The sequence below is a fragment of the Colwellia demingiae genome, from assembly GCF_007954275.1.
Lineage (GTDB): Bacteria > Pseudomonadota > Gammaproteobacteria > Enterobacterales > Alteromonadaceae > Colwellia > Colwellia demingiae.
The window spans coordinates 437337-451871 of record NZ_VOLT01000004.1 but is presented as its reverse complement, the minus strand read 5'-3'; the positions used below and the strand labels follow the sequence as shown (position 1 = coordinate 451871).

General features: G+C 38.2%; 7 protein-coding genes. 3 read left to right on the top strand and 4 right to left on the bottom strand.

Going from position 1 to position 14535, the window contains the following annotated elements:
- Positions 1-67: 67 nt before the first annotated feature.
- Positions 68-2233, top strand: a complete 2166-nt coding sequence (locus ESZ36_RS10035; protein ID WP_146787107.1) for a cation:dicarboxylate symporter family transporter — start codon at positions 68-70, stop codon at positions 2231-2233.
- Between the two features lie 91 nt (positions 2234-2324).
- On the opposite strand, the gene ESZ36_RS10030 is transcribed toward ESZ36_RS10035, so the two are convergent.
- Positions 2325-3185: an N-formylglutamate amidohydrolase gene (locus ESZ36_RS10030; protein ID WP_146787105.1), complete on the bottom strand. Its 861-nt coding sequence runs from the start codon at positions 3183-3185 to the stop codon at positions 2325-2327.
- Between the two features lie 554 nt (positions 3186-3739).
- Here ESZ36_RS10030 and ESZ36_RS10025 point away from each other — a divergent pair.
- Positions 3740-4465 carry a YebC/PmpR family DNA-binding transcriptional regulator gene (locus tag ESZ36_RS10025; protein WP_146787390.1) on the top strand — a complete coding sequence of 242 codons (726 nt, stop codon included), beginning with the start codon at positions 3740-3742 and terminating at the stop codon, positions 4463-4465.
- A gap of 79 nt (positions 4466-4544) precedes the next feature.
- On the opposite strand, the gene ESZ36_RS10020 is transcribed toward ESZ36_RS10025, so the two are convergent.
- Complete coding sequence (locus ESZ36_RS10020) at positions 4545-5720, bottom strand: metallophosphoesterase (protein WP_146787102.1); 1176 nt, start codon at positions 5718-5720, stop codon at positions 4545-4547.
- 135 nt (positions 5721-5855) lie between these two features.
- Complete coding sequence (locus ESZ36_RS10015; protein ID WP_146787387.1) at positions 5856-8912, bottom strand: TonB-dependent receptor domain-containing protein; 3057 nt, start codon at positions 8910-8912, stop codon at positions 5856-5858.
- 555 nt (positions 8913-9467) lie between these two features.
- Between ESZ36_RS10015 and ESZ36_RS10010 the strand changes: the two genes are divergently transcribed.
- On the top strand, positions 9468-11702 hold the full coding sequence (locus tag ESZ36_RS10010) for a winged helix-turn-helix domain-containing protein (RefSeq protein ID WP_146787100.1): 2235 nt from the start codon (positions 9468-9470) through the stop codon (positions 11700-11702).
- A 306-nt stretch (positions 11703-12008) separates the two neighbouring features.
- Here ESZ36_RS10010 and parC read toward each other — a convergent pair whose 3' ends face one another.
- Positions 12009-14318, bottom strand: coding sequence for a DNA topoisomerase IV subunit A (parC, locus tag ESZ36_RS10005; protein ID WP_146787097.1), 2310 nt, complete (start codon positions 14316-14318; stop codon positions 12009-12011).
- Positions 14319-14535: the final 217 nt, after the last annotated feature.

Here is a 14535-nt window from a genome sequence, read left to right as displayed (position 1 = left end):
AATAACGTCAAGTTATAAGCACATACACAAAGTATCATAGTAAATAGGTTATTCCTCAGGAGAGAAAATGCCATTAGTAAACCTATATAAAAAATTGAGCCCCTTTCAGCGGGTAATTATTGCTTTAATACTCGGTATATCTACAGGTATTTTTGTTGGGGAGCCTGCGGGAGATATTAAAGTCATTGGCGATGTTTATATTCGCTTGCTTCAAATGACCGTATTACCTTATGTACTCGTCTCTATTATTGGTGGCCTAGGTCGATTAGATAGTACTATGGCTAGTCGTATAGGCTACCGAGCAGTAAAAGTAATCGTTATCATGTGGCTGTCTGTAATGGCGACTTTATTATTACTTCCCTTAGCTTACCCTAACTGGGAAACAGCCGGTTTCTTCAGTACCAGTATGCTTGCTGAACCCGCCGCCTTTAACTTTGTAAAACTATATATCCCTAGTAACATTTTTGCCTCACTATCAGAAACTATTGTTCCTGCAGTCGTGCTGTTTTCATTACTGATGGGGATTGCCTTAATACAAGTAAAAAATAAAGAAACACTATTAACCTTAACCACCAATATTGGTGATAGCTTAATGAAAGTTGCCTCTTATGTAGCTAAATTAGCGCCATTAGGTATTTTTGCTATTTCAGCTTCAGCCGCAGGCACACTAGAAGTCGAAGAACTTGGTCGTTTACAAGTATTCTTATGGGTTTACATCACTGCCGCAGCCCTACTCGCTTTTGTATTTTTACCGTTACTGATTCATTGGGCGACGCCTTTTTCCTATCGTGAAATTTTGTCAACCGCTGGTGAAGCTGTGATAACGGCGTTAGCTACTGGTACTGTGTTAGTGGTGCTTCCGATGATCATTGAGCGAAGTAAAGCATTATTAGCCAAACATGGTATGGAGTGCGAAGAAACAGACTCTACCGTTGATGTGCTTGTACCTACTGCGTACAGTTTTCCCAGCACAGGTACATTACTTGGCTTAGGATTTATTCTATTCTCTGCTTGGTATGTCGGCTCGCCACTTGGTTTTGATGACTATATTTCTTTTGTCATTATGGGTGCCTTAACCGCTTTTGGTAGCATGGCTGTTGCCATTCCATTTTTGCTCGACTTTTTTGACTTACCTGCTGATCAATTCCAGTTATATTTATTAGGTAGTGTCGTTACTGCACGATTTGCTACAGGTTTAGCTGCACTACACGGTTTTGTCGTTACTTTACTGGTCGCTTCTGCGGTATTGAAAAAACTTAGATGGCATCGAATGATGCAAGCCATTGGTGTACATTTAGCCGTTACTTTGGGTGTTATGATTGCAGCTGGTTTTACTTTAAAGTCACTGATCCCTTACAAGTATGAAGGTGTGCAAACGTTTGAATCAATGAAGTCGATGAATGCAAGCGCGAATCTCGATCAATATAAAGAGCTTACGCCATTAGGCTACTCTGAGCAGCAACAACCTCGCCTTGAGGTAATTCTTGCCCGTAAAGGTATTCGTGTTGGTTATAACGATGCCAGCTTGCCTTATGCCTTTAGAAATAAAGATAATAAAATGGTTGGCTTTGATGTTGAATTAATGAATCAATTTGCTAAAGACCTTGATATCAATTTATCCATGATTCGCATTGAAGATGGAGCTGATGAAGCCGAATTATTAGCAGATGGAAGTATTGATGTCATTATTGGTGGCCATATAATTACACCAAAACGCGCGTTAGAAATGGCATTTTCAGATGCTTACACTTTCCATACTGCAGGTTTGTTAGTGAATGATGCTAAGCGTGATCAGTTTTCTGACCTTTACAACATTCAAGCAATGAAAACGTTAAAATTAGGGGTAGGAAATAGTAAGTATTACCAAGATATGGTGAAAGAATACCTACCTAATGCACAATTGACAGAAGTGACTAATGTTAGACAATTTCTTAAAGGCAAATATGAAGACGTAGATGCGTTAATTTACTCAACTGAATCAGGCTCTGCTTGGGCTATGTTATACCCAAATTATTCGGCTATTATCCCTAAAGGCTTAAAATTAAGAGCGCCGGTAGCCTTTGTCCTACCTAAAGGCCAGTTAGATTATGTACAGTATATGAATACTTGGCTCAAACTGAAAAAAGAAAATGGCTTACAAGAGAAAGTATATGACTATTGGATTTTAGGTAAGAACCCTGAAGCGAAAAAACCACGCTGGTCGGTTATGAAAGACGTATTAGGTTGGCTTTAGCTGAAAAGCTTTAGATAGGTTATAACAAACTAAAAAGCACCTTAAATTTACTTAAGGTGCTTTTTTATTGGGCGTAATAAAAAGGTAGAAACTAGTTTTTGTGGTAGTTATTGATATACCACTGAGTATGCTCTGCAACAGTATTATTATAAACGTGCTGTAATGAAGGTAAAACAACGGTATCAGCGTGTCCCGTTAGTTCATCCATAAACACTTTTTTAGCTTCAGTCGCCAGCACTAAAACATGATCGTATCGACTATGACAAAAGCCTGCTAAGCGTCCCTTACCATAGAAAATATCATTCTCTGCTGCGGTCACTACAATACCTTCAACCTTCATGTTTTGTAATGCACTAAGCCAACTATCAATAATCGGTCGCCATTGCTCGCCTTTTACAGAGGTTGTGCCCACGTTGAGTACGGGTAAGTCTTTTCGCTCATGACGCTTAAAATTATACGAATGGTTATCGTAAACAACACATTGGCCAAAATCTTCAACTAATGCTTCAACCACAGCCGCAACAATGCGATAAAATTGCGCATGCTTGGCCTTACTTTTGGCAATCATCTCTTCACTTAGCGGGGTTTTCCATATTTCTTTACCCCAAGCTGTTTCATAAACACACTCATCAGTATCACGATTTAAATCATATTCATAACGTGAGTCATGGGCAATTAACGTAATAGCTTGCTTGGCAATGAAACTGCCAGTGTAGGGATCTTCTTCATAATAACGATCGTTTTTTTCTAGTAAACAATTATCTTCAAGCTCTGCTCTAAAGTTACTACCGTCATGAATGGCCGCCGACATAGTAGGCAAATATTTATCAATTTTGAGGGTAAAAGCACCTCCAGCTACTGTAGCGATAAAACACTGACGTTGATTAATTTTCTTAATAATCTGTTGTTCTGTTAATTGCTCGGTTATCTGTTCGGTAATTTGCTCAGTCACAACCCTACTCCTTAGCTAAATAGTAAAGACAATTTATATCATAGGCTAATAGTATATTAAAGATAGGTAATATTAAGCTATTAACTGTTATTTCAAGTAGTTAAATTGAATCATTTTGTTTGCACTGTTTATCATAAAGATATTAACAGCCAACTCACTAGTGCGTTGGCTGTTAAAAAAAGCGGTGCTAATTAAATAATAAAGACGAGTAATATCAAACCAGCACCTAATAAAGGCAGTAGATAGTTAGAATATAATAATAAGCTACCCCAGCCAAACGGTAACATAAAGGACTTTGCACTCATCAGAACCATTGAGAGTAATACCTTAAAATCACCTTTAAAAACACCTTTAAAAACAACAGCAAATATATAAATGAACAGTACAAAATCAAGTGATCATTTGTCCTAGTAACGTGAACTGAGATTTCACATTATTTTGAACAGTTACTGCAAGTTTATTGATAATTTATAAGCAAGAACACTAGTCAAGCGCCTATTGAGGCTGGTAGAATCTAGCGCATTATATTTTTGAACATAAAAGAAGACATTGAGATGGGCAGAGCATACCAAAACCGCAAATTATCTATGGCCAAAACCGCAGGGGCCAAAACTAAAGTTTACTCTAAGTACGGTAAAGCAATTTACGTTTGTGCTAAAACTGGTGGTGTTGATCCCGATGGTAACCTTTCTTTACGTGGCTTAATTGATCGTGCAAAGAAAGATCAAGTACCTACTCACGTTATAGACAACGCCATTAAAAAAGCTTCTGGCGCTGGCGGCGAAGACTTTGTTGAAGCCCGATATGAAGGTTACGGCCCTGGTAACTGTATGGTTATTATTGATTGCTTAACAGATAACGGTAACCGTACCATTAAAGATGTTCGTCAATGTTTCAGTAAAAATCATGCAAAAATAGGTACTTCAGGCTCTGTATCTCATATGTTTGACCATCAAGCTGTATTTGCCTTTAAAGGTGAAGATGACGAGGCCGTTTTAGAAACACTGATGATGGCTGATATTGATGTGACTGATGTGGAATTAGAAGACGGTATTATTACTGTTTACGCTCCTCACACTGAGTTTTTCAAAATTAAAACTGAGTTTACTAATTCAATGCCTGAATATGAATTAGAAATTGAAGAGCTTTCTTGGGTACCACAAAATTACATTGATGTTGAAGGCGAAGAAAACTTAGAGAATTTTGAAAAATTCATCGCTATGTTAGACGACTGTGATGATGTTCAGCATGTTTACCATAATGCTGAGATTAAAGACTAACGTTAATCGTTTTAGCTTTAATAAAAAAACCAGTACTTAGTACTGGTTTTTTTGTGCTCTAAATTGTAAAAAAGTACTGTTATTGATGGTATAGCGGCAACACTTTACCACTTAAGCTACCGCGCCATTTCTTACCCTGTTCAATAAACAATACCTCACCGTAATTACCTTCTTTAATACTTGAATCAATGGCAATGACTCTTCCTTGATAACGGCTTTCAATTTGTTTTTGTGAGGTATGACCAACGATTAAATTTTCAACATCAAAATGTTTGAGCAATAAATCAATTTCTGCGGAAGTTGCACCATTGTCTTTTGAACGAGAGCCTTTTGCGTGAGAAGCCTTACCACGATCTGCTGTAAAATAACCGCGATACCAAATAGGACCATTGGTGGTATGAAGAAATTTAGCCCACCCTGCTCGTGGCTGCTTCAGCTCAGACTTTACTAAGCTATCTTTAAAGACCGTATTGATTTCAACCAAGCTACGCTGTTCAGTGGCTAAGCTAGGATGAAAACCACCATGAGCAAACAGCATATTATTAACTTTGACCAATACCGCCTTACTGCGTAACCAATTACCGATAATGCTATTTTGGCTAAATAGTTGTTCAAAAGGCTTATTTAATTGCTTCGCCGTTTCAACATACTTAGGGTGTAAATAACGTAAATCACCATTGAGTATCATCACTTCATGGTTACCTAACGTTAAGTGAATATCACCACCTGCCTTTTGGGCTTGTTGCTCTAAATCGTATAAAAACCATAATATTTCAGTGACTTTGTCACCCCGATCAAAAATATCGCCAGTGATAACAAAATGTCCTTTACCAAAAGCCCAATTTTTGTTTTTATCAATTATCTTGTTATTGGTTAATAACTCAATCATCAAGTCATATTTACCATGAAAATCACTTAGTGCAGCAACAGGATAATCACCAGAAAATTCCAGTACTTTATTTTCAATACTACGTAAGGCATGTATATCCGCAGGCATCTTACAAGCCGAAATAGACAATGGAAAACTAATCGCCTCAGTGGTACGTGTTACCACATCACCTTGACACAACCAATAAGATTCAAGCTGTTGCTGTTCATTAACAAAAATATAGGGGCCATCATTAACCGGTGGTAATGTTTCAACTTTTGATTTTTCATCTACATTGGAATAAGCAAAGGTTGAAATACTACTGGCCAATAGTAACGTTGATGTGAGAATAATTGAACGTAGATTAATATAAAAAGAGGGAAACATTACAACTCCAAAAAGTAGGGCAAAATATAGAAAATAAAAGCACAGATTAAAAGAAAAAAAGACCACATTCGTGTGAAAACTTAAAATGGAGATAAGCTTAACTTATCCCCATCATAACTAGTTAAAAAATTTAGTTTAGAAGCTAACTTGAGCGCCTAAGTAAACAAAGCGACCAGTACCTGCATCATATTCACTGCCATAATTACCACGACCACCATAATAAAACTCCCCCTTATCATCAAAGATATTGTTAATACCACCAAAGACACGAATTGAAGAATCATCATTCATATCAATGTTGTAAGACACTGATAAGTTATGTTTGAAATAAGAACTCAATTCTTGGAAAGCTAATGATTCAGGATTGGTAATACACTCAGCTTCGCCAGCAGTACAACGCTCTGCATTGTCCGCCATATCTCCTTCCCAGTCTTTTTGCTCAGCAAAATCACGCAGCGCTGCGCTTTTATAAGTTGTACTCCAACGGATACGTAAGTCATCTAAGTACCAAGCAACAGATGCTGACGCCTTATCTTCAAATATTCCTTCATCTGCATAACCGACATAATCTTCCACAACAATACCGTCAATACCGGTAACTGTTTTAGAGTGTTCTAGTAAATGAGTCCAATCCATTTTGAACTTAAGACTACCAAAAGAATTCATGTCATAAGCATACGCCACAGCGATATCTACACCACGAGTACCTAATTCATCAATGTTATAACTACGTTGCAAGACTTCTTCTAACTGACCTTCACTATCACGCTTAATTGAATCACAGAATTCATTCTCTTGGCCTAAAGCGATACTTGAATCGTAACATTGCGATAAAATTTGATCATTGCCAAATTCATCAATTGCATCCTCAATTGAAATATCGTAATAATCAAGGGCAATGCTAAATCCCTCTAAGAAGGTTGGCTCATAAGTAGCACCTAAGGTAAGCGTCGTTCCTGTTTCTTCATATAACTCAGGATTACCAGCATTTGGCGAGTAACCATTGCTATCATCTTCAAATTCACCATCCGCAGCGATTGCTGCGGCAATGCCAGGTTCTAAACGACAGTTATCATGCCCAGCATCACTAGAGGTTGCTGTAACACCATGACAGATATCATCAAAACTATCAAAATCACCGGCAGCTGGTTCATATAACTCATTCACACTAGGTGCACGTTGAGCAATGGCGTAGTTACCGCGTAAATTAACACCTGCACCCACGGTCCACAAAAATCCTAGCTTATAACTAGACACTAAGCCCACATTCTTCACATTATAATCAGATAGACGTAGTGATGTTTCTAATGATAAAAACTCTACTCCAGGTAAGTCACGTAATAAAGGAATAGATGCTTCACCAAAAACTTCAGCGACCGTGATATTTCCTTTAAATGCAGGAATTAGGTTCCAGGTAATGCCACCGTAAGTTAGTGCGTCATCGGTAACCGCTTCTTGGGTGTCTTTTCGGTATTCAAAACCAAATACCGTAGCAACAGGACCCGCTGGCAATTCAAACAGATCACCGGTGATATAGCCCATAATATTAGCTTGCTCGTTATACGTATTCAGCGTTGGGTTTACACGAATATAGTTAGCCATTTCAGGCGTAATAGAGCCTTCGCCAAAAACATTTAAAGCGACACAACCATCAGCACGTGCATCAGCATCATTACATTGAATACTACCATCGGCTGCGTAACCCGCATCTAAAGCATTTTTTGCTTTAAAGACATCAATTTCATTATTTCTAAATTGGCGTTGATGAAATTTTCCGTAACCCACAGAGATATCCCAATCCCACTCACCACCAAACATAACACCTTGAAGACCTGCCCAAGCACGTACTGTTTCACGTTCATTATCAGTTGATACTGGCCCTACTTCACCAAAGCGGCGATCCCAATAAATTCGGTCTTTGTATTGACCCGCTGTCTCACGGATTGCAGCAGGTACATAGGGATTATCAATTGGGATTCTACCAAGGTTTACTGTTCCTGGTTCACCCGTTTCTCTATCTGTGTAGGTAGCCGTTTCGCTATCACCAGAATCTTCAGGTGATTTATCATTAACGGTATAGTTTCCACTCCATTGTATTTGCGAGTAAAAAGTGATGTCATCTGTAATATCAAAATCTAGTTTTAATGCTGCTGAAACGCGTTCACTTGGTACTTTTAATTGCACAAATTGACGTGAGTTAATACCGACTTTTTCTTCGAGGTACTTATCATAGGCTGCAGATTTTAACTCTTGTCCTTCGTACCAATAAATTTCATCAAACTTGCTTGATTCTTGAAAAATCCCTCCTAGAGTACCATCGCTTTGACTACGCCATTCACTCATGGGTGTTTCGTTATATGGCTTATAACCATCAGCAGTTAATATTTCATTGCGCATGGTATCGGCATCATAACTAAATGATGCTTCTTGAGCAGCGCGGTCGCGATCCTCATATTTAAGACCATAATCTTTATCATAGTTACTACTGAAATATAAATAACCACGGTCGTCTGCAAATGAAGTACCGTAACTTGCATCAAGGGTAAATTCTTTAGCACCGCCGTCGGTGCTTTCACCACCACGCACTTTAAAGTCAAAACCTTCTTTACCCGATTGAGTAATAATATTTACAACACCAGATACCGCATCAGCGCCATAAGTAGCAGAAGCACCACCGGTAATAACTTCAACACGTTGTACCATGCCTGATGGAATAGTACTCATGCTGACATAATTACCGCTTTTTGAGTTTGATACTACCCGACGACCATCAATCAAAGTTAAGGTACGGTTAGCACCTAAATTACGTAGTTCAACCGTGGTAATACCGGTACTAGCTACACTTGATTGGCTGGTTGCATTACTAGTTCCAAATGATAGGGCTGGCATGTTATCTACCAAGATTTGTCCCATCTCGCCAAGACCTGTATCACCAATGGCTTCTTTATCCATTGTTACCAATGGTGTTGCAACCGTGAAGCTGTCACGACGCAGGCGAGACCCTGTCACAGTGATTTTTTCATCAGCATTAACTTTTTTTGCTTCGTCTGACTGCTCAGTTTGTACGACAGGTTTAGCTATTTCATTCTCTGCATCCGCAGCCAAAGTAGCAGGGGAAAGCGCAATAGCACTACCAGCGAGGGCAGTATATATAGCCGTTTGAATTGCGATGGTGATTGGACTCTTATTCATCATTCATCTCTCTTAGTGTTTTTGTTTAGTTATATTTTTATGTTTTTTATTTTATTTTATTTTTATATTTTGGGTTATTCCTAAAAGAAGCTAATTAGCGACTAATAGAAATCAATGAGCTACTTATAAAACAAGGCATGACAGATCAGGTAATAAGCAAAACTCACAAAAGCAAACAGTCCAACTTCTAGTAACTTAATGTTAATAAAACGTAGATTAAATTTAACTCCCTTTTGTTTTAAAAAACTCAGCCCACTTATGCAATCTATAGAAGGTCATTTGTACATCTATTTAATATCTATTATTAAAAAAAGAACAAATAACACATTTAAAACATGATGTTACACAAATAACAAACAAAGACACATTACTAGTGTTTTAAAATATATTTCAGCATAAAAACGAAAAGTAAGATAAAAAAAGTTACTTAACTTTGATAATTTTGTTAGCATGAATTTAACCTAGGGAGAGGTTCAGAGGATAAGAAGAAGGGCATATTTCGATAATTCATTCATTCTATAAAACGACTAAACTGAGCACAACATAGTTCACATCATGCGTAATAAGTCATTCAAAATTAGTCGTTATCAAGTAACACCCTCTGAATTTAGCATTCAAATCAATGATGGTGAAAAACAATCACTGCAGCCTAAATTTATTGAAGTGCTCGTCTATTTGGCAAAAAACTATGGTCGTGTTGTCCCAAGGGATGAACTCGTTGATCACATTTGGGGACAAGACAGTTTTGTCGGTGAAAAAAGCTTAACCAATGCTATCTGGCATTTACGTAAAACGCTCACCAATGTGGAAGGTGAAGAGGAAATAATAAAAACCATTCGCAAAGCTGGCTATCAATTAATGGCAGAGCCACAGTGGCAGACGATGCCGCTGACAATAAACAATATATCCAGCCCTGAACTAATCGAAAGCTCTATCAATTACTCCGTAGATAACTCCATTGAAAATTCAGTAGATAATTCAGAATATCAAGAGCAAGGTATTAATAAAAATCGGCAATCCGAAAGATCTCCAGAAATTAGCTCTAGTAGTACTAAAAAAACAAAAATAAACAGCACTTACGCGCTACTCACTTTAATCGTCTCCTTATTAGTGCTGCTCGTTATTCAGCAGTTACCCAATGATGATCCCCCAAAGATTACTGCAATCACCAAACACCCGGGCAGTGAGCTTTTCCCTGCCCCCTCACCCGATGGTCGTTTTTTGGTCTATAGCCAAGTATTAACAAATAAAGCAACCAATCTATTTATGAAAGATACTCATCAAGTTGAGCTGCCGCCTAAGCAATTGACTTTTGATAATGCTACCGAGGGGCATAGTGTTTGGAGTAACGACGGTCAATATTTGTATTTTTCTCGTAAAGACAAAACAAACAATAGCTGTCACTACATACAATTAAAAGTGCTTAGCCAGCAAGAAACAAAGCTTGCCACTTGCCCAATGCAAGGAGGCTATTATTACCTAGATATATCTCCTGACGATCACATCCTTGCCGTGTATAACAAAGGCGCGTTAGCAAAAAGAACGGGCATTTACTTTATTGATTTGAAGTCAAAAAACTTTGCAATGACACGTTTTTCTTGTGACAGTGATTGTAAGTATAAAGATAGAGATATGGCATTTTCTCCCGATGGGAAATATATGGCTGTTTCGAGGCGAATTAATCGTTTAAGTGAAAATATTTACCTGATTAATTTAGCAACTAAAATAACAGAACAGCTTACATTTGATGAAGAAGATATTGTTGGCATGTCTTGGTTTGGCAGTAGCCAAAAGCTAGTATTTGCTACACAACGCGCAGATAATAAATTTGGTTATGTTATCAATATTGAAAGTAGAGTAAGCCAAGCATTAGACTTAATTGGCTTTAGTTACCCAAGCATTGCCAAGCAATCACAACAATTGTATTACCAAGAACGAAAAGAGAACTCTTCGCTAATGAGCTTGCAGCTTAATGACGACATAGCAAGCAGCCCTTTCCCAGTATTACAATCAAGCTTTACCTATGAATCACCTGATTACAGTCCTGTAACTGATTTAGTCGTATTCTCTTCAAATGAGTCTGGCTTTGATGAGCTTTGGTCTGCAAAACCCGATGGTAGCGCACGTAAACAGTTAACTAATTTAAAGCAAACTATTCGTTATCCTAAATGGTCACATGACGGACAAAAGGTTGCCTTTTTAGCACCACTCTCAGAAGATAGAGGGGATGGAATATATATATACTCCATTGAAAATGAGAGAGTTACATTACTAAAAAGTCCTTTTGTACAGCATAATCGCCCAAACTGGTCATTTGATGATAATGCAATTATTTCTGCCATCTATGGCGACAATCATACCGATATTTATAGTATTAATATCGCTGATGCCAGCACCAAGCGTCTGACTTATGATGGTGCGCGTTATGGTGTAATGACATCACTTGATACTTTACTTTATACTAAACTTAAACGAGGTTTGTGGCAAAAAAACATCACTAATATCCACGCTGTAGACAAAGTAATTGATGGTGATTTCTTTAATACTCTGTACGCCTGGACATATCATCAAGGTCATGTTTATTATCAAAAAACCTTTGATGATCACTATCAATTGATAGCCTATGATGTAGAAAAAAAAATCCAAACACCTTTGGTTAGATTACCGTTGAATTCAATATCTCAGAGTGACAGCATTACTTACCTCTCAACTAAAGAACGTTTACTCTATACCAGTAGTAGCTTTCCACAAGCCAATATAAAAATGATCCCAACTAGTAATTTGTTCTAGTACTAAAAGTATTTGAAAGTGAAATGATAAAAAGTAATAGGTAAAGGTGAATTCCCCCTCCCTTTCATTAAGTTTTTTATCTCATTGCGCATAAAAAATGAATCAAGTTAATGTGCTCGATTAAACGCTAGTAGGCTATTAATTAGGATTAAGTTCAACACGGCCTTGGAGTATTTTAAGCAGAATAAGTATTAATAATTTAATGGATTGTTATAAATAAAAAAGCCAACAAATGTGGATCATTTGTTGGCTTTTTTATTATCTAATGCAAAAGAGTTACTCGTTTATGAGCACACCATAATAGCTTTACTCGCTCGCTTTAGGCTCTTCATCAGTACTTTGCTCACCGGAACTAGTCACGGAAGCAGATTCAATTTCTATTGCTGAAACGCGCTGTAAGCCTCTTGGTAGTTTATTACCACGACGACCACGTTCACCTTTATAGTGCTCAATATCTGCCGCTTTTAGCGTAAGCTTGCGTTTACCTGCATGCAAAGTAATTGCCGCGCCTTCTGGAATGATACAAAGTAAACTAACAAACTCTTCACGTAATTTCGATCGTGCAGAAGGGATATTGATAATCTTATTACCCTTGCCTTTGCTGAGGACAGGTAAGTTTTTAACAGGAAAAACTAACATACGCCCTTCGCTAGTAATAGTGAGGCAGTTATCATTTTCAATATTATTGATGCATTGTGGCACCATCACTTTAGCGGCTTCAGGTAAGCTAATTAATGCTTTACCATTTTTATTTCGACTGACCATATCGCCAAAACTACTAACAAAGCCATAACCTGCATCACTGACTAGTAGATATTGAGCATCGTCATCAGACATTATGCTATGGACGAAGGTGTTCCCTGTTGCAAGATTGAAGCGTCCTGTTAATGGTTCACCTTGAGAGCGTGCTGTTGGTAAAGTATGAGCGTCAGTAGTAAAAGCACGGCCATCAGAGCCGATAAATACCACAGGACGATTACTTCGCCCTTTTGATGCACATAAATAACCGTCACCCGCTTTATAACTCAAGCTAGTAGGATCAATATCATGACCTTTAGCACAACGAGCCCAACCTTTATCAGAAACGACAACGGTTACCGCCTCACTTGGTACTAAATCTTTTTCGGTTAGTGCTTTTGATTCGCTCCGTTCAACTAATTGAGAGCGACGATCATCACCATATTGTAATGCTGCTTCAAGGATCTCTTTTTTCATCAGCGTACTCATGCGTGCTTTTGAATTAAGGATCTTCTCTAAATAATCTTGTTCAATATGTAGTTCATCTTGCTCCGCGCGAATTTTTATTTCTTCGAGCTTGGCCAGTTGACGTAGCTTAATCTCTAAAATCGAATGAGCTTGAGTATCCGATAAGGAAAAACGAGACATTAGTTCCGCTTTTGGATCATCATAGCCACGGATGATTTCAATTACTTCATCAATATTTAGGTAAGCTACCAATAAACCGTCAAGAATATGCAAGCGAGCCAAGACTTTATCTAAACGATATTGCAAACGACGACGTACCGTTTCACGACGATATTCAAGCCATTCTGATAAAATGACCAGTAAGTTCTTCACTGCAGGACGGTTATCTAAACCTATCATGTTGATGTTAACGCGATAGCTTTTTTCTAAATCGGTACTCGCAAATAAATGCTGCATTAATTGTTCAACATCAACACGGTTTGAACGTGGCATGATGACAAGACGTACCGGGTTTTCATGATCAGATTCATCACGAAGGTCGACTACCATAGGTAGCTTTTTCGCTGTCATTTGCCCAGCTATTTGCTCTAATATTTTACCACCCGAGGCTTGATGAGGTAGTGAGGTAATAACAATATCCCCCTGTTCTACATCATAAACAGCGCGCATTCTTATGCTGCCACGCCCCGTTTGGTAAATTTTTTCAATTTCGGCTTTTGGAGTAATAATCTCGGCATCTGTAGGATAGTCGGGTCCTTTGACAAACTCGAGTAAGTCACTCACTTCGGCTTTGGGGTTTTCAATTAAATGTACACAAGCATCTGCAACTTCACGCACATTGTGTGGTGGAATATCCGTTGCCATACCGACGGCAATACCAGTAATACCGTTGAGTAAAATATGGGGTAAACGCGCAGGCAACGTTTTTGGCTCTTGCATGGTGCCATCAAAATTGGGCTGCCAATCAACAGTGCCTTGCCCTAGCTCAGCAAGTAATACTTCACTAAAGCGTGATAATCGTGACTCGGTATAACGCATTGCGGCAAACGATTTAGGATCATCGGGTGCTCCCCAGTTTCCTTGCCCGTCTACTAAAGGATATCGATAAGAAAAAGGTTGCGCCATCAATACCATAGCTTCATAACAAGCACTATCACCATGGGGGTGAAACTTACCTAATACGTCACCAACAGTACGTGCTGATTTTTTATATTTAGCCGTCGCAGACAAACCAAGCTCTGACATTGCATAAACTATGCGTCTTTGCACGGGCTTTAAGCCATCACCGATATGTGGCAAAGCACGATCCATAATTACGTACATGGAATAGTTTAAATAAGCTTCTTCAGTAAAACGCCTTAATGGGACCTGTTCTACTCCATCAAGGCTATATTCGAGCGCATCTGACATGAATTGATTTTCCTGATATTACGAGTCTAATTATTTTTATTTTTTAAGGTTATGACTTTAATTAGGGTAAACCAAAGTAACCTGAGGATAACAACTATAGCTTATCTGATTATGACCTTAGACAAAATAGATAAAAGTAACAAAAGCTTTAATAATACAAAGTCTACACCCGTTACTATTCAAAGAGCAGGGTTTCAGTAGAAATTAATTTAATAGA